The organism is Nonomuraea sp. NPDC001831 (genome assembly GCF_042892035.1).
GTDB lineage: Bacteria > Actinomycetota > Actinomycetes > Streptosporangiales > Streptosporangiaceae > Nonomuraea.
This window is the reverse complement of sequence record NZ_JBIATU010000008.1, coordinates 1-21,210: the sequence shown is the minus strand read 5'-3', so window position 1 is coordinate 21,210 and position 21,210 is coordinate 1. Positions and strand designations below refer to the sequence as shown.

Sequence of the window (21,210 nt, the reverse complement as noted above, 5' to 3'; positions counted from 1 at the left end):
CGCCAATTTCCGGCGCGGCCATCGAAGCGAACCAGCGGGAACGCGCCCTCAACGCCGAGGACGCGCTGAAGGCCGCCCACACCGAAACCGTCCAGGATCGGCGTGGTGCCGGACCGTATGCGGTCCAGACATGGGCGCCCGTCCAGGACATCCAGCTAGCTCCTGTCCGGCCGGGCAGGCCAAGGCCTCGGGTACCTGAACAAGCGGGCGGTCTGCGCGGCGATGTCGTAGCACACCTCGCAGACGCCGATCAGCCCGGCGGCGACGATGACCACGGCGAGCGGCAGGTGAAGCTGGCGGTCGAGCCTGCCCAGGCAGTCGAAGTCGCCCGACGGCAGCAGTCGGGCGCCGTCACCCGTGCGATATCCACGGCGGCCGTACTCCTGGGGCAGCGAGATGAAGCGCGCGGAGGTCAGTGTCTCGTCCCCGACATAGCCGTCGGCAAGCCCGCTCCCCGTGACGATGAGCTCGCCGGGCATCCCCGGCGCCACCGGGTGCAGCCCGTCGGCCAGGACCCCCGCACCTGAGCCGTCACGAGGCGGGCCGATGGGCAGCTTCCGCTCGTACCCGTGGGCCGGGTCGTACCGGTAGCAGCCACGAGTAGACCGTGTGCTCGGTCGGACCGTAGCCGTTGACCAGGCTCTCCGGTGGCACGGACACCGCCGCCCGCCTGAAGTGCTGAGCCGGCACGGCCTCACCGCCGACGACGAGATGCCGCATGAGCTTCAGCTTGGGCAGACCCGCGCGGCTGTCGGCCGCTGCACCGTTCCTGGTGCTCTCGGACGGCAGCTACGTGATCGTCCTACGCCAGTCGATCCTCCACGGCCGCTGTCGGCGTAGCGAGCACGGTGGCCGGGCATTGCCCGGCGCGGTCAGACCGGCGCGGTCAGACCGGCGCGGTTAGACCGGCGTGGTTAGACCGGAGGCGTGAGCAAGGGCGGCGGCCTCGGTACGGGTGCCCACGCCGAGCTTGGCCAGGATGTTGGCCACGTGGAACTTCACGGTGTGTTCGCTGATCAGCAGGTCTTCGGCGATCTGCCGGTTGCGCAGGCCGCGCGCCAGCCGTTCGAGCACCTCGAGCTCGCGTGGCCTGAGCGCGGCCAGGGCGGCGTCCGAGGCCGGGGGTGCGGGCGGGGTGAGCGGCAGCGCGGCACTGATCGTCGTGCCCCAGCCGGGGACGGCGTCGAGGGAGAGACGGCCGTCCACGGCGGCTGCCAGCTCGGCCAGGCGGCGCAGGGCAAGCGCGCCGGCCGCGAGCGTGCCCGGCCCGTCGTCGCGAACGACGAGGTGGAGCTCGGACTCCTCCGGCTCCCAGGACACGCGAACTCTCGTCAGGCCGTCCTGCTCGAGCATGGCGACCACGGCGCCCCGTACCAGGGCCAGGGCGGTGTTGGCGATGTCGGACGGTAGGGCGCGGTCGCGGTCGCGCGGCCCGGCCAGCTCCAGCGACACCTGGCTGTGGCGGGCCAGGGGTGCCAGCTTGCCTGCCAGCCGGTCGAAGGCCGCCCCGGCCGGCTCCTCGCTCAGCGTGGAATTCAGGTCGGACGCGGCGCGCAACTCGATCAACGCTGACACGGCCAGGTCGGTGGCGGTGCGCCGGGCTGCGGCGTCGTCGAGCGTACGGCTGCGCAAGGTGCCGAGCAGGGATTGCAGTGTGGCGGCGTGAGTGCTGGTGAGCTCAGCGATGACGCGGGCCCGCTCGCCGGCGGCCACCCGGTTGCCGGTCAGGTCGGCGGGGGGCAGGTTCTCGGCGCGGTGCATCAGCTGCAGGGCGACCAGGTCCCACAGCTGCTGCACCAGCTCGGCTGGCGGGCCGGTGGGCGCGTCCCCGCCGACGGTCACCACCACGAGCAGGCCGCCGGAGGCCCCGGCCGGGCGGGAGGCGACAGCCAGCACCGGCAGGTCCTCGCCGGCCAGGCGCGCCCGGCCGGACCAGGGCTGGCCCACGCCGACCGTGCCGCCCACGCGGGCCAGCTCGGCGCTGGTGATCTTCTCGATGATCGCTGTCTCGCCGTGGGCCTTCATGGGATGCCGGGCGCAGTCGCCGGTGAGCACGGTCACCGCCCGGTGCGGCAAGAACCCGGCCAGCGCCTGTGACAGTGGTTCGAGCATGGCGCCGGTCGGCGCCCGCAGCACGGATGCGGCTGCTGCCAGCGCGGTGTGCGGGTCGGGCAGGTCCATGCGCTGATGCTAGGCGACGCCGGGCAGGGGAGGTCGCTGCCCGTTCGGGTAGCAGGTGCCGCCCGGACGGACGGTGAGCGGGAGGGCGGGCGGCGAGCAGGCTTGCCCTGCCCGATTCGCCGCCACATCAGGAGCCGCTGATCATGAAAGCTCTCGTCGCCGCTGCCTACGGCCCCCTGGAGCAGCTGCGCGTCCATGACGTGCCCGACCCGTCACCCGGCCCTGGCCAGGTGCAGGTCCGCGTGCAGGCTGCGGCGCTCAATCCCATCGACGTGAAGCTGGTCACGGGTGAGCTGCGTGCGATGTTCCCGGTGACGCACCCGTTCGTGCCCGGCGTGGATGCCACCGGGGTGGTGGCGGCCGTGGGAGAAGGCGTGACGCGGTTCGCGGCCGGTGACGAGGTGATCGCCTACGCAGGCGCGGCCTCGGCGATGATCGCCGAGTATGCGCTGGTCGGCGAGGGGCCCGAGCTCGTCCACCGGCCGCGCGCGCTGTCCCCGGTCCATGCCGCCGCGCTGCCCATGGCGGCGATGACCGCGCACTGTGTCCTAGCCGCCGCCCTGGAGCCAGGCGACAGTGCGCTGGTCATCCGCGCGCTCGGTGGCGCACGAGACCATCGACCACACCGCCGTCGACACCCTGAGCGCGGCCCGGCGGCTGCACCCCGACGGGCTGGATGTGGTCGTCGACCTGATCAACGCAGGTCCCGCACTCGCGTCCCCGCCGGGCTCGTACGGCCCGGCGGCCGGCTCGTCTCCACCCTGTACAGCCCGGCGGAGGTGGACGGGGTCGCGCCCGTCTACGTCCGGATGGAGGCATCGACCGGCGACCTGCACCGGCAGGCCGAACGGGTCGCGGCGGGCCGGATGAGCATCGAGGGGGCCGCGACCTACCCGCTCGACGAAGCCCCGCAGGCCACGCGCGACCTGGCCGAAGGCCAGTACACGCGCGGCAAGATCGTCATCACTTTCTGAGGAGTCCGTCATGCTGTCCCTTCCCACCCGCGCCGGGGACCGTCCCCGTACCGGCCCGTCCGTTCCGCACGTCCAGCTCAGCCAGAACAGCCCCGGCGAGATCCGCGAACAGCTCGCGCAGTGGATGAGCACCCGGCTTCCCGGCACCGAGATCAGACCGAGCGAGATCTCCGAGCCGGGCTCGCTCGCCTTCTTCCTGCACCAGGACGCGGTGCCGCCGCAGGGAGCGGTGCTCCTGCCGCCCCGACTGGTCGCCGAGTTCGCCCACGTCCACGCCGACGGCAGCCTGCACATGGCCCTGTCACAGGAGGACCAGCAAGAGCTCATCGCCAAGGGCTGGGGCGAGCGCCATCCCCTGTACTCACCCACGATCAACGTGGTGATGCTCTACGGTCCCCGCAGCCCACAAGAACTGGAGACCGCCAGAAGCGTCGTCGCGGCCTCCTACCGATACGCCACCGGCAGGCCCCTGTAGCCGCCCGGCCCCGCAGTCAACCCCTGGCCGCGTCGCCCGCCCGCGGCGCAGAGGTTGACCGCGGCGGCCACGCCGCCGTCCTCCCCCCGGCCGGGTTCCGGCATGATCACCTTGGGAGAAAAGCAGCGGTGGACTGGCGCGCTTCACCACTATGGTGCCGATGTGGAGGATCTGGAAAAGCTCGTCATCTCCCGCCGTCTGCGAGTTCCCATCGGCAGCGTTGGCACCGGCACTGGGCAAGGCCCGCAGCAGTGGGGACAGGTCGCCGCGCGTCAGCTCGACGTCGCGCTGTTGAGCGTCGGCTTCACCTGCTCGGCGCCGTTGCTGGAACGCCTGTCGAACCTGCGCGGTGAAACCGTTATCGATCTCGGCGTCCGGATCCTGGCAGCCGTGCGCACGCTGGTCGGCGACCATGTCGAGCACAACGCCTACTTCCTCGACTTCCCCAAGAACGTGCCGGACACGCTGGAGTTCTGGGCCGCTCTGCTGCGCGGGGCCATGCTCGACCCCGCCGCGCTCGACCCCGCCGCCGTGGAACGGCTCCGGCGCTCGTCGGGACCGTCCGCACTGAACCTGCTGGCGCTACCCGGCTATGGCCGCTACCAGCACACCTACGCCGACCTGCTGGCCGCGCACGCCGAGCTGATCCCGCTGGCCGGCGACCGGGTGACCGTCCTGGACCTCGGCGGCAGCCTGGAGTCGGAGACGCGCGAGCTCTACCTGTCGCTGGCGGGCTCGACGGTGCCGCTGCCGGCCGAGGACCTGGCCGCGCTGCGTATGCTGGCCGCCTCCTGCGCCGCCGAACCTGACAGCATCCCGGTGCGCGAGAACCGTGCCGTCATCAACGAGGCCCGCCTGGCAGGCGGCCGTCCGTTGCTCGTCGACACGGTCACCGACGTGCTCAGGCTCGCTTGCGCCGCCTCCGGCGGCGACGTCACGCTGGCCGCCCCGACCAGGTTCCGCTCCTTCCGCCGGGCCGAGCGCCGCGCCCTCCTGCAGGCCCTGGACGCGATCGCCTCTCCCGCCAAGCTCGGCGACGTGCCTTCCCACCGGGAGCAGTGGAAGCGGCTCGGCGAACGGCTGCACCCCCACGAATACCCGCAGTTCCCGCAGGCCGCGCACGTCTTCGAAGCCGCGCGGGGCGCACGCCGCGTGAGCAGTCTCGGCAGCCGGGTGGAGGCGGCCCTGGCGCAGGGACGTACCGGCGAGGCCGTCGACCTGCTGCAGAACGCGCCGGGCGCACTGCTGCGCCGCCTGGACCACCTGCTGCGCACCCGCACCGCGGCGACCGCACCGGCATCCGTGCTGGAACCCGTGCTGGAAGCTGCCGAGAAGGCCGCGGCGAGCGCGTCGGGGCGAGTCCTGCTGTCGCTGCGCGAGCACTTGACCAACCGGCTCATCCCCGCGCCCGGTCGCGTGTTCATCAACCGGAACGGCCGGGCCTGGGCGACCGACGACCAGCGGCCACCGCTGGCAGGCGACGTCGTGACGCGGGTCGCGGCCATCCTGGACGCGGAGATCACTCGCCGGCTTCCGGCCCCTGGCCGGCTGATCGTCGACCCCGAGATGCTCGACGTCGCCCTGCCGTTGTCCGCCAAGGCCGTCACTCCTGGGCTCGGCATGCTGCCGCGCGGCTCGCTCACCCGCGTGGACGGCGAACTGCTGCGCTTCTTCGTCCACTGGCGGCAGGCCGAGCGGCGTACCGACTACGACCTGTCCGCGTTGATGCTGGACGGCTCCTACGGCGCGCCCGAGCACATCTCGTGGACGAACTACGGCAACGACTTCGCCCAATACTCCGGCGACCTCACCCAGGCTCCCGACGGCGCGAGCGAGTTCATCGACATCCGCCTCGCCCAGGCGACCAAGCCGATCATCATCCCGCAGGTCAACATCTTCGCCGGCGAGGCCTTCGACGAGGCCGCAGAGGCGTTCTTCGGCTACATGACCAGGGACGCCGACCAGGAGGGCCTGCCGTTCGAGCCGCGCACGGTACGGATGAAGTCCGACCTGCGCGGCGCGGGCCGCGTCGCTCTGCCGCTGGCCTTCCTGCGTGGTGACGACGGCGGCTGGCGGGTGAAGTGGCTGCACCTGTACCTGAAGGGCCATCTCGGGTTCAACCAGGTGGAGGGCAACCGGGTGACCACCGCTCTGCTGGTGCGCTCCATCGTGGAACGCGACCACCTGCGCGTACGCCACCTGGTCGACCTGCTGCGGGCCAAGCCCCAGACGGGGGACCACACCACCTACATCGGACTGCAAACACCGGCCGACCTGCCGCCCGGCGCCCGGGTGTACACACCGGCGACTCTGCACGAGCTGATCCCCGGCTGATAGGGTGATGATCGCGAGGCTATGGAAGGGCTTCCTTCTCACTTCGAAAAGTTCTCTAGCCTTTCCGCTTTCCTCGCCACACAAGGCGTGAGGCCATCCGAGGGCTTCCTTCTCACTGGGACCAGTGTGGGCCCGCAGGGGCCAGCTGGCTGATCTAGCCGTCCTCGGCTTGCCCGCCGCATTCGCCGTCGTCGACCGCGCCTACACCGACCAGCAACCCGGCCACTTCGCCCGGCCGGCACGCGAACTCGGCTACCGGCTTGCACTTGACGACAAAGTGGATCAGCGCGGAGTGCAGGGCAGTGTCCACGGCACCCTGCTCGTCGACGGCTCCCCGGCCTGCCCACTGATGCCCGACAGGCTCGCCCAAGCGACCACCGGTCTGGACGACGCCGCCATCCGCGCACCATCGGACGAACTCACCGCGCTCATCAGCGCGCGAGAGCCGTACTTGCTGCGCCTCAAAGAGAGCCCGAACGCAGACGGCACCGTCCGCTTCCAGTGCCCGGCAGCAGGCACCTCCCCATCGGTCACCTGCCCCCGCTTCGACCGCCTCCACCAGCGCAGGCCCAGCCGGCCCGCCGCGGTCAACCTGACCGACGCCCGACAACGAGCCGCCCACCCCGCGGCCAAACCCCGCGTCCTGCCACCGCAGCCTGACCTGAAAACCGACCAACTGCCGAAGATCTGCCGCCAGCACACCATCACCCTGCACCCCGGCGATCTCGGCCACCTCGACAAGTTCCGCCAGGACCTGGCCTACCTGAGTCCCGCCTGGATCGGGACCTACAAGCCTGTCCGCGCCAACACCGAAGGCCTCAACGGCAGGATCAAGGGCCACGACCTCGACCTCGGCGATCCCAAGCACCGGCTCGCCCACGGCCGCGTCGCCCAGACCATCCTGGTCGCGCTGCTCATCGCGGTCGCCAACGACCACTTCCTCGACCAGTGGCGCCAAACCCACGAGCCCCAAGACGAGCCCATCACACCAGCCGACACCCCGCAGGCACCAGTCGAGCCCTTCGACGGCGCACCAACCGCAGCCCAGAGCAGACCACCACCCGCCCCATAAGCCGCAGAACCCGCCACCTTGTCGCAGCGCCTCGCCCACCGTCGGCTTCGCCATGCCCAACGGCCGGATCTCTGTCCTCCACCAGCGGCCTGACACCACCCCGGCCTTCCCGGACACCCGCACTGCGGTCCCCAAACCGGGACGAACCCGATTCGGAAACCCCTGAAACGACAAGATCCCGCCTGATCTCGATGATCAGACGGGATCCCGTCAACTTCAGTCCGGCCGTCTCAAGAACGGCCCCTGGTGGAGATGAGGGGATTCGAACCCCTGACCCCTTCGATGCGAACGAAGTGCGCTACCGGACTGCGCTACATCCCCAAGGACTCGACCAGATTAGCAAACTCCCAAGGGTCCTCGCGCCATCCTCTCAGTCCCCCACCGCCCGTTTGGGCGGTTCGGCGTACTGGTCGAACAGGACGTCGGCGTGCAGCGCGGTCAGGTCGATCACCTCGGCCTCCACCTCGGCCGCCGCCCGGCGCCGCTCGCGGGCCCGTCGCAGCCGCTCAGAGCGCGCCTGGAGCGCCCGCTCCCGGCGTTCACGATCCACCTGTACGGCGATCCGCAGAAAGGCCATGTACGACAGCATGACGACCACGGACGGTGCCACACCCCACCACGGGATCATCTCGACCCCGGCCGTGACCACCGAGGCGAGCACGAGCAGCGCGGTGAAGAACAACAACCTCCGGCGGCGCGCTACGATGATCGCCCTACGCCGAAGCCGGAACTGCCGGACATCGACCTTCTCGCCCTCCGGCGCGTCCTCGTCGCCGAGGGTGGCGTCGAGGTTGTCCAGGTCGGGCAGGGCGTGCTCGCCGGTGTAGTGCTCTTCGAGTTCGGCCAGCTCCTGGAGGTTCGTCTTGTCCCGGCGCAACCACATCGGGATCAGGACGCACAGCCACATCACCACAATGGCGACATAGAGGAAGGCGCTGCTCACGACCACCTCCGGGCAGCACGAAAGCGCGTCTGTGCTCGTCGCGCCTTCATTGTGCTCACGTCACGCACCGTAAGACCGTGTGTCACTGATTGACGAGCATTCGGTGCGGTGTGTCGCGAGATCGTCAAACCTCTTCGATCGGAGAACCGCCGTGAGCGGCCGCCTCACGGGCGCGCCGCCACTGTACGAGCAGGCCGCCGGGGACGTCCTCGACGGTCAGCGCGTAGCAGATGTGGTCGCGCCAGGCCCCGTCGATGTGGAGTTGGCGACGCCGAATGCCTTCTTCCCTGAACCCGAGCTTCTCCACCACCCTACGGCTGGCCTGGTTCTCAGGACGGATGTTCGCCTCTAGCCGATGCAATCCGGTGGTGAAAAAGCAATGATCGACGGCCAGGGCCAGGGCGGTGGGGATGATGCCCCGCCCGGCCAGCGCGCCGTCCACCCAGTAACCGACCTGGGCGGAACGGGCGGATCCCCACACGATGGCCCCCACGGTGAGCTGCCCCGCGAAGCGGCCGCCGTAGGTGACCACCCAGGGCAGCGCCAGCCCCTGCCTGGCCTCGCGGCGCAGGGTGCCGACCATGGAGATGTACGGGCCGAGCCCCGTCCTGAACAGCGGGGTCTCGGGGTTGCTCGGTTCCCAGGGGCGCAGCCAGTCGGCGTTGCGCAACCTGGTCTCGCGCCAGACGCGTACGTCGCTCAGCCGCAGCGGCCGCAGGCCTACCGGGCCTTCGTTCAGAATCGCCGGCCAGCCACGAAGTCGATCCACGCCTCTCATCATCCCCCCATCGGGCTCGATGTCGCCACGGATCATCGATCGGCAGACCGAAACCTGGTCAGCGGGGGTGATCGCCGCCCTTCATCTGCTCGACGGCGTGCCGCAGGACGGGCGCGAGCACCGCCACCCCATCCCGGACGCCACCGGACGAGCCGGGCAGATTAACGATCAACGTGTCACCTGCCTGACCCGCGAGCCCCCGGGACAGGACCGACGTGGGCACCTTGTCGCGATTCGCCAGGCGAATGGCCTCCGCAATACCGGGAATTTCCCTGGTGATCACGCGGGCGGTCATCTCCGGCGTCAGGTCGAGGGGCGTGAGCCCGGTGCCGCCGGTGGTGACGATCACGTCGTAACCCTGCGCGACGCCGTCCCGCAAGGCCGCCTCGACCGCGTCGCCGTCGGGGACGACCACCGGCCCCGAGACCTCGCAGCCGGCGTCGGAGGCCAGCAGCTCGGCCAGCAACGGCCCTGATTTGTCGGCATAAATCCCGGCGGACGCGCGGTTCGACACGGTCACCACGAGCGCCCTGATCACGTGGCTTCCCTGGTCCACAGACCGGTCTTGCCGCCCACCTTCTCCTCCACCCGGACGTCGGTGATCACGGCGGCCGGATCGACCGCCTTGACCATGTCGATCAGCGCCAGCGCGGACACGGTGACGGCGGTCAGCGCCTCCATCTCCACCCCGGTGCGGTCGGCCGTCCGCACCCGGGCAGTGATCGCCACCCCCCAGTCCTCGACGTCGAGCAGGACCTTGACGCCGTGCAACGCGATCGGGTGGCAGAGCGGGACGAGGTCGGGCGTGCGCTTCGCCCCCATGATCCCGGCGATCCTGGCCACCCCCAGCGCGTCGCCCTTGGGCACCTCGCCCGACCGCAGCAGCGCCACGACCTCCGGCGACAACAACACCCGCCCGGTCGCCGTCGCGGTACGGGCGGAGACGTCCTTGGCCGAGACGTCGACCATGCGGGCCGCGCCCGTCTCGTCCAGATGAGTGAACTCGCTCACAGCCGGATCACCTCCACCTCGGACCCGCCGGGCACCTCGGTCACGTCCTCCGGCACCACGATCAGCGCGTTCGCCGAGGCCAGGGCCGCGAGCTGGTGGGAGCCCTGCCCGTGGACCGGCGCGACCGTGCCGTCGGAGGCCAGCACGCCGCGCAGGTACGAGCGCCGGCCCGACGGCGACCGCAGCGCCGCGGTGACGTAGGCGGTCACCGGGGCCGTGTCGGTGGGCAGGCCGCGCATCTTGTCGAGCGCAGGGCGGACGAACAGCATGAACGACACGAAGGAGGACACCGGGTTGCCCGGCAGGGCGAAGATCGGCACCCGGTCGTCGCCCAGGACGCCGAACCCCTGCGGCATGCCGGGCTGCATCGCGACCTTCTCGAACCGGACCGTGCCGAGCGGCGCCAGGGCCTCCTTGACGGGCTCGTAGGCCCCCATGGATACCCCGCCGCTGGTGATGATCGCATCGGCGCGCACCAGATGGGTGTCGAGCTGGTCGAGCAGCACGGCGGGATCGTCGCCGACGGACCCCGCACGGAACCCCTCGGCGCCCGCCGCGCGCACCGCGGCCGTCAGGGTGAAGCTGTTGGACTCCCAGATCTGCCCGCGGCCCAGCGGCGCCCCCGGCTCGACCAGCTCGGCGCCGGTCGAGATGACGACGACGCGGGGCTGCGGACGCACCCACACGCGCCGCCGCCCCACACCGGCGATGATCCCGAGCTGGGCCGGCCCGATCACCGTGCCGGCCTTGAGCACCGCCTCGCCCGCCTGGACGTCCTCGCCCGCCCGGCGAATCGCGTTACCAACCGGGACATCACGATTTATCCGAACGGAGACCGTGCCGCCGTCCGTCCACTCCACCGGCACGACGGAGTCCGCCCCGGCCGGCATGGGCGCCCCGGTCATGATGCGGACGGCATGCCCGGGGCCCACCGCCCGCAGCTCGTCGGACCCGGCGGCGACGTCGTCGATCACCGGCAGCGTGCCGGGCACGTCCTCGGCCCTGACCGCGTAGCCGTCCATCGCGGAGTTGTCGAACGGCGGCAGCGGCACCGGCGAGGAGACGTCCTCGGCCAGCGTCGTGCCTAGCGCCCGCTCCAGCTCCAGCTCCAGCGGCGCCAGCGGACGCACAGTGGCCAGGATCTCGGCCAGATGCGCGTCAACCGATCTCATCGAGGAACTCCCGCAGCCACGGCACGAACTCCGGCGCCAGATCCTCGCGATCGGCGGCGAACTTCACCACCGTGCGCAGATAGTCGAGCTTGTCGCCGGTGTCGTACCGCCGCCCGCGGAACAGCACGCCGTGCACCGGCCCGCCCTGCTCGGAGCTGCGGCCGGCCAGCGTGCGCAGCGCGTCGGTGAGCTGGATCTCGTTGCCACGGCCGGGCGGGGTGTTCTCCAGGACCTCGAAAACGGCGGGATCGAGCACATATCGCCCGATGACCGCCCACGTGGAGGGCGCCTCGTCCACCGGCGGCTTCTCCACCAGGTCGGTCACGCGCACGACGTCGTCCTCGACGGTGCCGGCGATGGTGGCCACGCCGTAGAGCGAGACCTGCTCCCTCGGCACCTCCATCAGCGCCACCACGCTGCCGCCGAACGTGTCGCGCACCTCGATCATGCGCTTGAGCAGGTGGTCGCGGTAGTCGATCAGGTCGTCACCGAGCAGGCAGGCGAACGGGTGGTCGCCGACGTGCTGCTTGGCGCACAACACCGCGTGCCCCAGCCCCTTCGGCTCGCCCTGCCGCACGTAGTGCAGCGTGGCGAGCGAGGCGGGCTCGCGGACCTGGGACAACCGTTGCTCGTCGCCCTTGGCCTCCAGGGCCTCTTCCAGCTCGAACGCGCGGTCGAAGTGGTCTTCGATGGACCGCTTGTTCTTGCCGGTGACCATGAGGACGTCGAGGAGCCCGGCGGAGGCCGCCTCCTCGACGACATACTGGATCGCGGGCTTGTCGACGATGGGCAACATCTCTTTGGGTGTCGCCTTGGTCGCCGGGAGGAACCGGGTGCCCAGACCCGCGGCGGGCACGACGGCTTTCGTCACAGGGTCGAAGTCAGCCATGAGTAGACCCTAGTGGAGGTACCTGTGGACAAGCTGAACCTGCGTCGCCGACTGCTCGCGGCGCGTACCGCTCTGCCGCCCGAACAACTGCGGGCAAACGCCACCAAGGTCCGCGAGACGCTGCTCGAACAGCCCTGGGTCCAGATGGCCGGTCTGGTGGCTTGCTACTGGTCAGCGGGGTCGGAGCCGGAGACGCACGGTCTCGTGTTCGCTCTGTGGAAACACGGCGCGACGGTGATCCTTCCGGTGCTGAAAGAGGACAATGACCTGGATTGGGCGGTCTACGACGGCCCGGACACGCTCGCCCCTGGCCGCTTCGGCATCATGGAACCGGTCGACACGCGCCGGGGCGTCGACGCCGTCCGCACGGCCGCGCTGGTGATCGTGCCCGCCCTCGCGGTCGACCGCCGCACGGGGGTGCGCCTCGGACGTGGCGGCGGTTCCTACGACCGCGCGCTGGCCAGGGTGGGGCCCAACGTGCCCACGGTGGCCCTGCTGCACGACGGCGAGCTGATCGACGACGTGCCCGCCGAGCCGCACGACCACCGGGTCCGTTTTGCGATGACGCCGCGCGGACTCACTAGGCTTATGTGACCGAAGGGACGAGAGGGGGCTGGATGACGCTTGATGTCTGGCTCCTGATCGGTGCCGGAATTGTCATCGCGGCCATCGCGTCCGTACGCATCGCACATCGCAGCGGTCTGCCCAGTCTTCTGCTCTTCCTGGCCCTCGGCCTGGTTCTGGGGGCTTCGGGGTTCGGCGCCAAGCTGGAGAGCCCGCAGGCCGTCCAGCAGATCGGCCTGATCGCGCTGGCGGTGATCCTGGCCGAGGGCGGTCTGACCACGACCTGGTCGCACGTCCGCAAATCGGTGCCCCTCGCCCTGATCCTGGCCACCGTCGGCGTGACGGTGAGCATCGTGGTCGTGGCGCTGGCCGTCCAGGGGCTGCTCGGCATGGATCCGACCGCGGCGCTGGTCCTCGGCGCCGTGCTGGCCTCGACGGACGCCGCCGCCGTCTTCTCGGTGCTGCGCAGACTGCCGCTCCCGACCCGGTTGGCGGGGGTCCTGGAGGCGGAGTCCGGATTCAACGACGCCCCCACGGTCATCGCCGTCGTACTGCTCAGCGGGGCCTCGCGGCGGCCGGCGTCCGTGGGAACGTTCCTGCTGGAGACGGCCATCGAGCTGGTCATCGGCGCGGCCGTGGGCCTCGCCGTCGGACCGGCGGGCGCGTACGCGCTGCGCCGCGTCGCCCTCCCCGCCTCCGGCCTCTACCCGATCGCCGTGCTCGCCCTCACCTTCGTCTCGTACGGCGGCGCGGTGCTGCTGCACGGCTCCGGCTTCCTGGCCGTCTACCTCACGGCCCTCATCCTGGGCAATTCACGCCTGCCGCACCGCGCCGCGACCAGAGGGTTCGCCGAGGGCGCGGCGTGGCTGGCGCAGATCGGGCTGTTCGTCATGCTCGGGCTGCTGGCCACCCCCAAGGAGCTGCCGTCGGCCATCGTGCCGGGCGTGATCGCCGGATCCGTGCTGGTGATGGTGGCCCGTCCGCTGTCGGTGCTGGTCAGCTCGACCGTGGCCCGGGTGTTGCGGCTGGATCGGGTGAGCTGGCGCGACCAGGCGTTCCTGTCGTGGGCGGGGCTGCGCGGCGCGATCCCCATCGTGCTGGCGACCATCCCGTGGGCGTCCGGCGTGCAGGGCTCGAAGGAGATCTTCAACCAGGTCTTCGTGATCGTGATCGTGTTCACGCTGCTGCAGGGGCCCACTTTGCCGTACGCGGCCCGGCTGCTCGGGGTGAGCGCGCCGGGCGAGGCGCACGACCTGGAGGTGGAGTCCGCGCCGCTGGAGGAGCTCAAGGCGGACCTGCTGCAGGTCAAGGTGCCCGTCGGGTCGCGCCTGCACGGCGTGGAGGTCTTCGAGCTGCGCCTGCCCGCCGGAGCCGCCGTCACGCTCGTGGTCCGCGACGGCAAATCGTTCGTACCGGACAACAGCACCCGCGTCCGGGCCGACGACCAGCTCCTGGTGGTCACCACGGCCGCCTGCCGTGACCAGGTCGAACGCCGCCTGCGCGCGGTCAGCCGCAGCGGCAAGCTGGCCGGTTGGTACGGGGAGCGGGGGTTGGAATAGGTGTTTGGCCCAATCGGTTAGCATTAGCAGTCGCATCGCTCGAGTGCCAGAACGTGTAAGGAGGAGCGCGTGCCGACCTACCAGTACGCCTGCAACGACTGCGGCGAGCAGCTCGAAGTCGTGCAGAAGTTCACCGACGATGCGCTGACGGTGTGCCCCAACTGTCAGGGCAACCTGCGGAAGGTGTTCTCCGCCGTCGGCATCGTGTTCAAGGGTTCGGGCTTCTACCGCACCGACAACCGCTCGTCCTCGACGTCCTCCACCGCCTCGACCACCCCGTCGAAGCCGGCCGAGAGCAAGTCGAGCGAGTCGTCGTCCGCGTCGTCCTCGTCGTCGTCCACCCCGGCGCCGGCGTCCGCCGCGGCTTCCAGCTAGGCGCGTCACCCCGCCCGCACGGGCGGGGGCCTCATCGAGGCCGGTCGGCGTACGCGCCGAGCAGTTCCGGCGCGATGCGATCGACGAGCCGCGTCAGTTGTGGATCGGGCCCCCAGTCGGCCACGAGCCTGCTCAGCCCCTCGCGTGAGCAGCGCACGAGCCCCAGGGCCGCCCGGTCCCCCTCCGGCGTGAGCCGCAACCGCTCGCCGTCCGCCGAACGTTCCACCAGCCCCTCGTCCACCAGCCGGTCGACGTGGGGCCGTCCGCGTGCCCTGCTCACCTTGGCGCACTCGGCCAGCTCGCCCGCCCCGACCCAGCCCCTGCCGTTGAGCCTGGCGAGCACCCACACCCCTTGCGGCGCGAGCCCGCTCAGCCCGGCCAGCGCCCCGAGCCTTTCGTAGTACCCCCTGCGCAGGTCGGCGTCGGCGAGCCGCATGAGCCCCCGTTCGACCTCCTCCAGCGACGACCGCTCGGCCGACGTGGCGCCCAGCCCCTCGCCCAGGTCGGCCGCCTTGGTGGTCTCCCTGAGCCGCGTCTGCGGGATGAACCAGCTCAGCGCGAACGCGCCCAGCATCACCGGCGCGGCCACCCGGAAGACGGTGGCGATGGCGTCGGCGTACACATGGAGGAACTGACCGGCCAGCGCGGGAGGAAGCCGCTGGATGACGGTCGGGTCGCGCTGGATTCCGGACGGGTCGAACCCCGCCGGCAACCGGGCCCTGGCCAGCACCTCCCGCAGGTCGCCGTCGAGCGTGCCGGTGAAGACCGCCCCCAGCGTGGCGACCCCGAAGGACCCGCCGATCGACCGGAAGAACGTCGCCCCCGACGTGGCCACGCCGAGGTCCTTGAAGTCGACGGCGTTCTGGACGACGATCACCAGCACCTGCATGGTCATTCCGAGCCCGACGCCGAGCACCAGCAGGTAGCCGCCCATCGTCAGCAGGCTGCTGCGCTCGCTCAGCCCGGACAGCAGGAACAACCCCGCCGTCGCCACGGCCGTGCCCGCGATGGGCAGGAAGCGGTATCTGCCGGTCTTCGAGATCACCAGCCCGCTGACGATGGACATCATGAGCATCCCGGCCATCATCGGCAGCAGGTACACCCCGGACAAGGTGGGACTCACCCCATGCACGACCTGCAGGAACAGCGGCAGGTACGTGAGCGCCCCGAACATCGCGAACCCCACCACGAACCCCACCGCGGACGACATCGCGAACGCCCGCACCCGGAACAGCCCCAGCGGCAGCACCGGCTCGGCGGCCCGTCGCTCGACCGCCACCCACGCCGCGACCAGCGCCGCCGCCCCCAGCGCCAGGCCGGCGATGACCGGGCTCGCCCAGGGATACGTCGTGCCGCCCCAGGTCGTGATGAGCACCAGGCACGAGGTCGCGCCGCCGAGCAGCACCACCCCGGCGTAGTCGATGCGATGGCTGGTGCGCGTGTCGTCGCCGGGCAGCGCCGCCGCGATCACGCCCAGGGCGATCGCGCCCAGGGGCAGGTTGACGTAGAACACCCAGTGCCAGGACAGATGGTCGACGAACAGCCCGCCGAGCAGCGGCCCCACGATGCTGCTGACGGCGAAGACGGCGCCGAAGAAGCCCTGGTAGCGCCCTCGTTCGCGGGCCGAGACCACGTCGCCCACGATCGCCTGCGCGAGCACCATGAGCCCGCCGCCGCCCAGCCCCTGGATCGACCGGAACCCGATCAGCTCCCCCATGTTCCGGCTCAGCCCGCACAGGGCCGATCCGAGGAGGAAGATGACGATCGCGGCGATGAAGAGCTTTTTGCGGCCGTACTGGTCGCCCAGTTTGCCCCACAACGGCGTGGAGACGGTCGAGGCGAGCATGTAGCCCGTCACCACCCAGGAGAGCTGCTCCAGCCCGCCCAGGTCGCTCACGATCGTCGGCAGGGCCGTGGAGACTATGGTCTGGTCGAGCGAGGCCAGCAGCATGCCGAGCATCAGCGCGAGGATGATGAGGCCCAGCCCTTTTTGCCGCATGCGGCGATCCTACGCTTCGTACTGGTATGCGTACGCTCCGCGTTCGGGCGGGCGTGCGCACGCCTGAACGCGGAGCGTACGCACACCGGCGCGGTTATCCACAGAACGGCGTTCGGCCTTCTCACACCCCTCGGCCGTCCGGCTACTCTCGGCGCCATGGTCACTCGCGCAGACATCGGCGTCCTCGGCGGCTCGGGCTTCTACTCCCTCCTCGACGACCCGGAGGAGATCGAGCTCTCCACCCCCTACGGGCCGCCCAGCGACGTCGTCACCGTCGGCCGCATCGGCTCGCGTTCGGTCGCGTTCATCCCCCGGCACGGCCGGGATCACCGCTTCCCTCCCCACCGCATCCCCTACCGCGCCAACCTGTGGGCGCTGCGCTCGCTCGGCGTGACCCAGGTGCTCGCCCCCAGCGCCGTCGGTTCGCTCAAGGCCGAGTACGGGCCCGGCGCCATCGTCGTGCCCGACCAGATCGTCGACCGCACCTCGGGCCGGCCGCAGACGTACTACGACGTCTCGGGGGCCGTCCACGTCTCCTTCGCCGACCCCTACTGCCCGTCCGGCAGGGCCGCGGCCGTGGCCACCGCCCGCTCCACCGGCTGGGGCGACGTCGTCGACGGCGGCACGCTGGTGGTCATCGAGGGCCCCCGCTTCTCCAGCCGGGCCGAGTCCCAGTGGTTCGCCGCCAACGGGTGGTCGATCGTGGGCATGACCGGCTACCCCGAGTCCGTGCTGGCCCGCGAGCTGGCCCTGTGCTACACCTCGCTCTCCCTGGTGACCGACCACGACGCCGGGGTCGAGGCCGGCCAGGGCGTGACCCACGACGAGGTGCTGGAGTTCTTCGCCCGCAACGTCACCCGCATGCGCACGCTGATCGCCGAGACCGTCAATGCGCTGCCCACCGACCGCACGTGCTCCTGCGGCTCGGCCCTCGACGGCATCAAGCTGCCCTTCGAGCTGCCGTGAGCAGGCAGCCGGCCTGGCTGCGGCCGTGGGCCCGGCGATGCGCACGGGGGCGTCGTCCGATCGCGGCGGCGCTGGCCGCGGTGGGCGTCCTGGCGGCCTATGTCGCTCTCCGTCCTGCCGCAGGCCCCGAGGTCCTGGTCGCCGCCCGCGACCTGGCGCCCGGCCCGCTGCGTCCCGGTGACCTCCGTCCGGCGCCGCTCGCCCACTCGCCCGACGGGGCCGTCCGGTCGTACGCGGCGGGCCGCTACCTCGCCGGGCCCATGCGCCGGGGCGAACCGCTGACCGACGCCCGCCTGCTCCATCCGGTGCCGCTGCCACCCGGCACGGTCGCCGCCCCCGTGCGCATCGCCGACCCCGACGCCGTCGCCCTCATCTCCCCCGGCTCGACCGTCGGCGTCCTGGCGGCCTGGGAGGGCGGCCAGCCGGCCCGGCTCATCGCCGACGACGTCCGCGTGATCACCATTCCGCGTCCGGCCGACGACTCGCGTACCGGCGGCGCGCTGGTGGTGCTGGCGGCCACCCCGTACCAGGCGGCCCAGCTGGCGGGCGCCCAGACATCGGGCCGCCTCTCCATCACCTTCAAGAGTTAACTGAAAGTAATTGCTCGACTACGATTCTGGCCCATGAACGGATTCAAGAAGTTCCTCATGCAGGGCAACGTCCTCGACCTGGCCGTCGCGGTGGTCATCGGGGCGGCCTTCAACTCGATCGTGCAGTCGTTCGTCGCCGACCTGCTGACCCCACTGATCTCGGCCTTCGGCGGCCTGCCCGACTTCTCCTCGCTGAAGGTCACCGTCGGCGCGTCCCACTTCATGTACGGCAAGTTCGTCAACGCGGTGATCTCGTTCCTGATGATCGCAGCGGTGATCTACTTCCTGGTCGTCAAGCCGTACACGCATTTCAAGGAGCGCGCGGCGGCCCAGGTCGAGGCCAAGACCCGCGACTGCCCCGAATGCCTGTCAGAGATCCCGAAGGCCGCCTCCCGCTGCGCCTTCTGCAGCGCCGAGGTCGTGCCCGCCTAGAGCTGCGAGTCGATCTTCGGGTCGTACTCCCAGTGCCACGGCTCGAACGGGCTGCTGTAGGCCCAGGCGGGATGGAACCACCCGTACCTCTTGGAGTTCTTCTCCATCCACACGAACTCCGTGGACCGGAACCGCTCCACGCCGCCGCACAGGTCCACAGCCAGCCCGAGACCGTGGTTGCTCCGCCCCGGCACGGCCGCGAACCCCGGCCGCCGGTAGTAGACGGACTGCTGCTCGGCCAGGCTCCGGTAGGCGTCCGTCACGCAGATCGCCTTGCCGAACCGCCTCCGGTAGGCCTCGTTCAGGCTGACGAAGGCGATGGTGGCGTCCGCCCGCAGACTGAACCCCTTCTGCTGCAGCGGACAGAGCATGCTCTTGGGGATGAGCCCGTTGGGGTAGTTGTTGGCCGTGGCGGCCTGGAGGGGATTGCACCCCAGCGCCGCCCGCCCGACCTTGTCGATCTTGATGCCCAGCTTCACCAGCGCCGCGGTGAGCGACTTGACGATCTTGTCCGAACGTTGCCTGAGCGTGTCGATCTCGGCCGCCATCTGGGCCTCGGCCAGCAGGTTGCCCGCCCTCAGCTCCTGAGCCTCGGCGGCCAGCCGCTCGGCCTCCTTGTACAGGGTGCTGGTCTGCTCCACGGCCTGCTGCCGTACCCGGACCATCTCGGTCGAGTCCGAGAGCGCCCGCAGCGTGCCGACGCCGGCGTCCCCCGACAGGAACGGCACCACGCCGTCCGCCCCGACGGGCTGCTCGTAGAGCAGCTCCGCAAGCTGCGAGACCGGCTGCCGAATCACCGCGAGCCTGCGCTCCAAGTCCTGCAGCCCGTTCAGCTTGGTCTTGAGCTCCTTCTCGGACGCCGCGATCGTGGCACGCCGCTTCTCCAGCGCCTTGGTGGCGTCCTCAAGCTCCTTGGCCGACTTCTCGGCCTCCTTGCGCAGCTCCGCCAGATTGCTCGGATCCCGCCGCTCCACCTGGGTCCGCGCCTGCGCCTGAACCGCTGACGGCACGGAGAGAGAAGCCATCGCCATGACGACCGCGATCAGACCCGCTGATCGAGGGGATGGCACGTTCGACTCCTCCGTTTGCACACTCGTTACCCGGGTCAGGCACGCACGTTACTACAGCCCCCCGAGTGTCCGGACCGAACTCCGAAGAGCTGCTATGAGACAAAAAGCGCACTATGTACGGCTCCCCCTCCCCACCAGCGGCATCGCAGCCCTATGTCCCTCTCGCCCGCGAACGTGCGCCTTCGTGGACCTCTGCGTCGGGGTTCTGGCGGCCCGTGATGCACTGTCGCTGCACAGCCGGGAGACGGCCGCGAGAGTCCGCACACTGGGAGGACGGGTCAACGGCCCCCCGCCCGTCATGCACCCTGCACCCCCGTACACCCGCCGGCCCCGCATGCACCCAGACGTGCAATCGCCGCGGCATGGCATAGCCCCACGCACGACTCCGCCCTGAGCTTCCTTGCGGCGGCTCTCCTCCGATGCCCGTCCGCTACAGCACCCTTTCTCACCTCTCCAAGGCCTTCGGCGTCTTTCTTGTCACGAGGACCCGTGACCGCTTACGGGGACCCGCGACGCCCCCTTTGCGGAACCCTCTTCGTACGGGCTTCGGCGACTCGGCCACCCTCAGGAACAGGGTTCACCGCTCCCTCGGGGCAAGGCCCTCCCGAGATCAACGCCGACAGCGTCCTCAGACCTCCGAGTCTGTCGCGGCCCGTCGGGCACGATGGGAGGTCATCCGTCTGGCTGCGCCACCCGACTTGCAGTCCCTACACGATGCGCAACGTCGCCGGGCCACTCATGCCCTCCTCCCAGCCCTTCGCTTTAGAGCCTTCACCCCAGCCGCGCAGTCACATGCAGGTCTGCCAGCAAGAACCACCGGAGTTGGTGCCCCTGCCTCAGCAGCGCAGTGCCGCCTGACCTCTGGCCTCTGGCCGGAAATCTCGGCCGCAACCAACACCCGAGCCACTCTCCGCCGTCTGAGTGCCCCGAGACACCCCATCACAGGGAGAAGAGACACTGGTCTATCCCGCCAGCGGTCTGGGCGCCGTCACACCCCATGACCACACCCTCCTCAGCCAACGCCCCTTCGTCGACTTCACAAACCCGACAACCAGCCAAAGCGGGCATTCTGTGCCGCCTCCTGCTCCCGCTCCCGGCACATGTCCCACAGCCAGGTGTCCTCCCACTCCCCCGCACACCCGGGCGAGGACCGCGAAGCCTCAGGCGCGTACGGCTCCTCCTCCACCACCGGATCCGGCTCCGGCGCAGGCGTGGGCACCGAGGACCGCACCTCCACCGTCTCGGACACCTCGGAGACCTTCCGCACAGGCGCCGGAATCACCCCCTCGTACCGCCGATCAGGATGCGCAGGCGCGGGCACCCACACGGGCTCGAACGCCAACCGCACCGCCCTCCGCTCCTCCATCCCCACCGGCGCACCAACTCCCTCGAACCCCCGCATCTCCCCCGCCAACAGCCCGCCGGCAAGAATCGCCGGCGCCAGCAACGCCCCGAACAACACAACGGGCCGCCTACGAGCTTGCGTGGATCGCCTCCTGGTCACAGGCAGAAGCTAGCCACGCACGAAGCGCAGGAATCCGACCGCTTGCCATGCCTTTACCGCAGCTCAGAGCACCCATAACCAACCTCACCAAACTGACCCCTGCCCGGCGGCCCACGCACTGCCCAACTTTCGCTAGGCTTACGAGAGTCCGCCTCCGTAGCTCAGGGGATAGAGCACCGCTCTCCTAAAGCGGGTGCCGCAGGTTCGAATCCTGCCGGGGGCACCAGTGTGATGTCTCGGGACATCGGAAACCCTCGAACCTACGGGTTCGGGGGTTTCGTCTTGTTCGGGTTTGCCTGGGGCTGGTAGTCGCGGGCAGGGT

21 protein-coding genes and 2 tRNA genes are annotated in these 21,210 nt (G+C 70.5%); 11 read left to right on the top strand and 12 right to left on the bottom strand.

Annotated elements, in window-relative coordinates:
• Positions 1-155: 155 nt before the first annotated feature.
• Both ACFYYW_RS25375 and ACFYYW_RS25370 read right to left on the bottom strand, forming a co-directional pair.
• Positions 156-479, bottom strand: coding sequence for a hypothetical protein (locus ACFYYW_RS25375; RefSeq protein ID WP_387652086.1), 324 nt, complete (start codon positions 477-479; stop codon positions 156-158).
• A gap of 421 nt (positions 480-900) precedes the next feature.
• Positions 901-2,181, bottom strand: coding sequence for a LuxR C-terminal-related transcriptional regulator (locus tag ACFYYW_RS25370; RefSeq protein ID WP_387652084.1), 1,281 nt, complete (start codon positions 2,179-2,181; stop codon positions 901-903).
• A gap of 143 nt (positions 2,182-2,324) precedes the next feature.
• Here ACFYYW_RS25370 and ACFYYW_RS25365 point away from each other — a divergent pair, with 143 nt between their 5' ends.
• From ACFYYW_RS25365 to ACFYYW_RS25350, 4 genes are all read left to right on the top strand, one after another.
• Entirely contained in the window at positions 2,325-3,155 is an 831-nt protein-coding gene (locus ACFYYW_RS25365; protein WP_387652082.1) for an alcohol dehydrogenase catalytic domain-containing protein, read from the top strand.
• Between the two features lie 10 nt (positions 3,156-3,165).
• Positions 3,166-3,630, top strand: a complete 465-nt coding sequence (locus ACFYYW_RS25360; RefSeq protein ID WP_387652080.1) for a luciferase family protein — start codon at positions 3,166-3,168, stop codon at positions 3,628-3,630.
• Between the two features lie 162 nt (positions 3,631-3,792).
• A complete protein-coding gene (locus tag ACFYYW_RS25355) occupies positions 3,793-5,964 on the top strand; it encodes a hypothetical protein (RefSeq protein ID WP_387652078.1) in 2,172 nt (723 codons plus the stop codon).
• Between the two features lie 169 nt (positions 5,965-6,133).
• The gene (locus ACFYYW_RS25350) at positions 6,134-7,036 is read left to right on the top strand and encodes a hypothetical protein (RefSeq protein ID WP_387652076.1); all 903 of its coding nucleotides are present in this window, start codon (positions 6,134-6,136) and stop codon (positions 7,034-7,036) included.
• A gap of 244 nt (positions 7,037-7,280) precedes the next feature.
• Here the strand turns inward: ACFYYW_RS25350 and ACFYYW_RS25345 are convergent.
• The 7 genes from ACFYYW_RS25345 to galU all read right to left on the bottom strand — a co-directional run bounded on the left by ACFYYW_RS25345 (position 7,281) and on the right by galU (position 11,829).
• Positions 7,281-7,357: transfer RNA gene (locus ACFYYW_RS25345), tRNA-Ala, on the bottom strand.
• A 49-nt stretch (positions 7,358-7,406) separates the two neighbouring features.
• Positions 7,407-7,979, bottom strand: a complete 573-nt coding sequence (locus tag ACFYYW_RS25340) for a hypothetical protein (RefSeq protein ID WP_387652073.1) — start codon at positions 7,977-7,979, stop codon at positions 7,407-7,409.
• Positions 7,980-8,103: 124 nt separating this feature from the next.
• On the bottom strand, positions 8,104-8,757 hold the full coding sequence (locus ACFYYW_RS25335) for a GNAT family protein (RefSeq protein WP_352325764.1): 654 nt from the start codon (positions 8,755-8,757) through the stop codon (positions 8,104-8,106).
• A 58-nt stretch (positions 8,758-8,815) separates the two neighbouring features.
• Positions 8,816-9,295, bottom strand: a complete 480-nt coding sequence (locus ACFYYW_RS25330) for a MogA/MoaB family molybdenum cofactor biosynthesis protein (protein ID WP_352325746.1) — start codon at positions 9,293-9,295, stop codon at positions 8,816-8,818.
• The gene (moaC, locus tag ACFYYW_RS25325; RefSeq protein WP_387652069.1) at positions 9,292-9,768 is read right to left on the bottom strand and encodes a cyclic pyranopterin monophosphate synthase MoaC; all 477 of its coding nucleotides are present in this window, start codon (positions 9,766-9,768) and stop codon (positions 9,292-9,294) included. Before moaC ends, ACFYYW_RS25330 begins: the two co-directional genes overlap by 4 nt.
• The gene (glp, locus tag ACFYYW_RS25320) at positions 9,765-10,940 is read right to left on the bottom strand and encodes a gephyrin-like molybdotransferase Glp (protein ID WP_387652066.1); all 1,176 of its coding nucleotides are present in this window, start codon (positions 10,938-10,940) and stop codon (positions 9,765-9,767) included. Before glp ends, moaC begins: the two co-directional genes overlap by 4 nt.
• On the bottom strand, positions 10,927-11,829 hold the full coding sequence (gene galU, locus ACFYYW_RS25315; protein ID WP_387652063.1) for a UTP--glucose-1-phosphate uridylyltransferase GalU: 903 nt from the start codon (positions 11,827-11,829) through the stop codon (positions 10,927-10,929). The genes glp and galU overlap by 14 nt, the downstream gene beginning before the upstream one ends.
• 24 nt (positions 11,830-11,853) lie before the next feature.
• Here galU and ACFYYW_RS25310 point away from each other — a divergent pair, with 24 nt between their 5' ends.
• From ACFYYW_RS25310 to ACFYYW_RS25300, 3 genes are all read left to right on the top strand, one after another.
• Positions 11,854-12,423 (top strand): 5-formyltetrahydrofolate cyclo-ligase, encoded by a 570-nt coding sequence (locus ACFYYW_RS25310; protein ID WP_358301060.1) that lies wholly within the window; start codon positions 11,854-11,856, stop codon positions 12,421-12,423.
• A 23-nt stretch (positions 12,424-12,446) separates the two neighbouring features.
• A complete protein-coding gene (locus ACFYYW_RS25305) occupies positions 12,447-13,952 on the top strand; it encodes a potassium/proton antiporter (RefSeq protein WP_387652060.1) in 1,506 nt (501 codons plus the stop codon).
• A 69-nt stretch (positions 13,953-14,021) separates the two neighbouring features.
• Entirely contained in the window at positions 14,022-14,327 is a 306-nt protein-coding gene (locus ACFYYW_RS25300) for an FmdB family zinc ribbon protein (RefSeq protein WP_387652058.1), read from the top strand.
• 31 nt (positions 14,328-14,358) lie between these two features.
• Here ACFYYW_RS25300 and ACFYYW_RS25295 read toward each other — a convergent pair whose 3' ends face one another.
• Positions 14,359-16,326: an MFS transporter gene (locus ACFYYW_RS25295; RefSeq protein ID WP_387652056.1), complete on the bottom strand. Its 1,968-nt coding sequence runs from the start codon at positions 16,324-16,326 to the stop codon at positions 14,359-14,361.
• A gap of 156 nt (positions 16,327-16,482) precedes the next feature.
• On the opposite strand from ACFYYW_RS25295, the gene ACFYYW_RS25290 reads away from it, so the two are divergent.
• Genes ACFYYW_RS25290 through mscL form a run of 3 tightly spaced genes read left to right on the top strand, consistent with a single transcriptional unit; the run spans position 16,483 to position 18,314 of the window.
• Positions 16,483-17,292 (top strand): S-methyl-5'-thioadenosine phosphorylase, encoded by an 810-nt coding sequence (locus tag ACFYYW_RS25290; RefSeq protein ID WP_387652054.1) that lies wholly within the window; start codon positions 16,483-16,485, stop codon positions 17,290-17,292.
• Complete coding sequence (locus tag ACFYYW_RS25285) at positions 17,289-17,882, top strand: RcpC/CpaB family pilus assembly protein (RefSeq protein ID WP_387652051.1); 594 nt, start codon at positions 17,289-17,291, stop codon at positions 17,880-17,882. Before ACFYYW_RS25290 ends, ACFYYW_RS25285 begins: the two co-directional genes overlap by 4 nt.
• A 33-nt stretch (positions 17,883-17,915) precedes the next feature.
• Entirely contained in the window at positions 17,916-18,314 is a 399-nt protein-coding gene (mscL, locus tag ACFYYW_RS25280; RefSeq protein WP_352326225.1) for a large conductance mechanosensitive channel protein MscL, read from the top strand.
• Here the strand turns inward: mscL and ACFYYW_RS25275 are convergent.
• Together ACFYYW_RS25275 and ACFYYW_RS25270 are read right to left on the bottom strand one after the other, a co-directional pair.
• Positions 18,311-19,339, bottom strand: coding sequence for a D-alanyl-D-alanine carboxypeptidase family protein (locus tag ACFYYW_RS25275; RefSeq protein WP_352326226.1), 1,029 nt, complete (start codon positions 19,337-19,339; stop codon positions 18,311-18,313). The genes mscL and ACFYYW_RS25275 overlap by 4 nt on opposite strands.
• Positions 19,340-20,420: 1,081 nt before the next feature.
• Positions 20,421-20,846 carry a hypothetical protein gene (locus ACFYYW_RS25270; RefSeq protein WP_387652047.1) on the bottom strand — a complete coding sequence of 142 codons (426 nt, stop codon included), beginning with the start codon at positions 20,844-20,846 and terminating at the stop codon, positions 20,421-20,423.
• 192 nt (positions 20,847-21,038) lie between these two features.
• Here ACFYYW_RS25270 and ACFYYW_RS25265 point away from each other — a divergent pair.
• A tRNA-Arg gene (locus ACFYYW_RS25265) sits at positions 21,039-21,114 on the top strand.
• Positions 21,115-21,210: the final 96 nt, after the last annotated feature.

Excerpts from the sequence above, each read along its gene's own strand:
- ACFYYW_RS25375 (WP_387652086.1), bottom strand. The coding sequence starts at position 479 with ATGCCCGGCGAGCTCATCGTCACGGGGAGCGGGCTTGCCGACGGCTAT.
- ACFYYW_RS25370 (WP_387652084.1), bottom strand. The coding sequence starts at position 2,181 with ATGGACCTGCCCGACCCGCACACCGCGCTGGCAGCAGCCGCATCCGTG.
- ACFYYW_RS25365 (WP_387652082.1), top strand. The coding sequence starts at position 2,325 with ATGAAAGCTCTCGTCGCCGCTGCCTACGGCCCCCTGGAGCAGCTGCGC.
- ACFYYW_RS25360 (WP_387652080.1), top strand. The coding sequence starts at position 3,166 with ATGCTGTCCCTTCCCACCCGCGCCGGGGACCGTCCCCGTACCGGCCCG.
- ACFYYW_RS25335 (WP_352325764.1), bottom strand. The coding sequence starts at position 8,757 with ATGAGAGGCGTGGATCGACTTCGTGGCTGGCCGGCGATTCTGAACGAA.
- glp (WP_387652066.1), bottom strand. The coding sequence starts at position 10,940 with ATGAGATCGGTTGACGCGCATCTGGCCGAGATCCTGGCCACTGTGCGT.
- galU (WP_387652063.1), bottom strand. The coding sequence starts at position 11,829 with ATGGCTGACTTCGACCCTGTGACGAAAGCCGTCGTGCCCGCCGCGGGT.
- ACFYYW_RS25305 (WP_387652060.1), top strand. The coding sequence starts at position 12,447 with ATGACGCTTGATGTCTGGCTCCTGATCGGTGCCGGAATTGTCATCGCG.
- ACFYYW_RS25295 (WP_387652056.1), bottom strand. The coding sequence starts at position 16,326 with ATGCGGCAAAAAGGGCTGGGCCTCATCATCCTCGCGCTGATGCTCGGC.
- ACFYYW_RS25290 (WP_387652054.1), top strand. The coding sequence starts at position 16,483 with ATGGTCACTCGCGCAGACATCGGCGTCCTCGGCGGCTCGGGCTTCTAC.
- mscL (WP_352326225.1), top strand. The coding sequence starts at position 17,916 with ATGAACGGATTCAAGAAGTTCCTCATGCAGGGCAACGTCCTCGACCTG.
- ACFYYW_RS25275 (WP_352326226.1), bottom strand. The coding sequence starts at position 19,339 with ATGGCTTCTCTCTCCGTGCCGTCAGCGGTTCAGGCGCAGGCGCGGACC.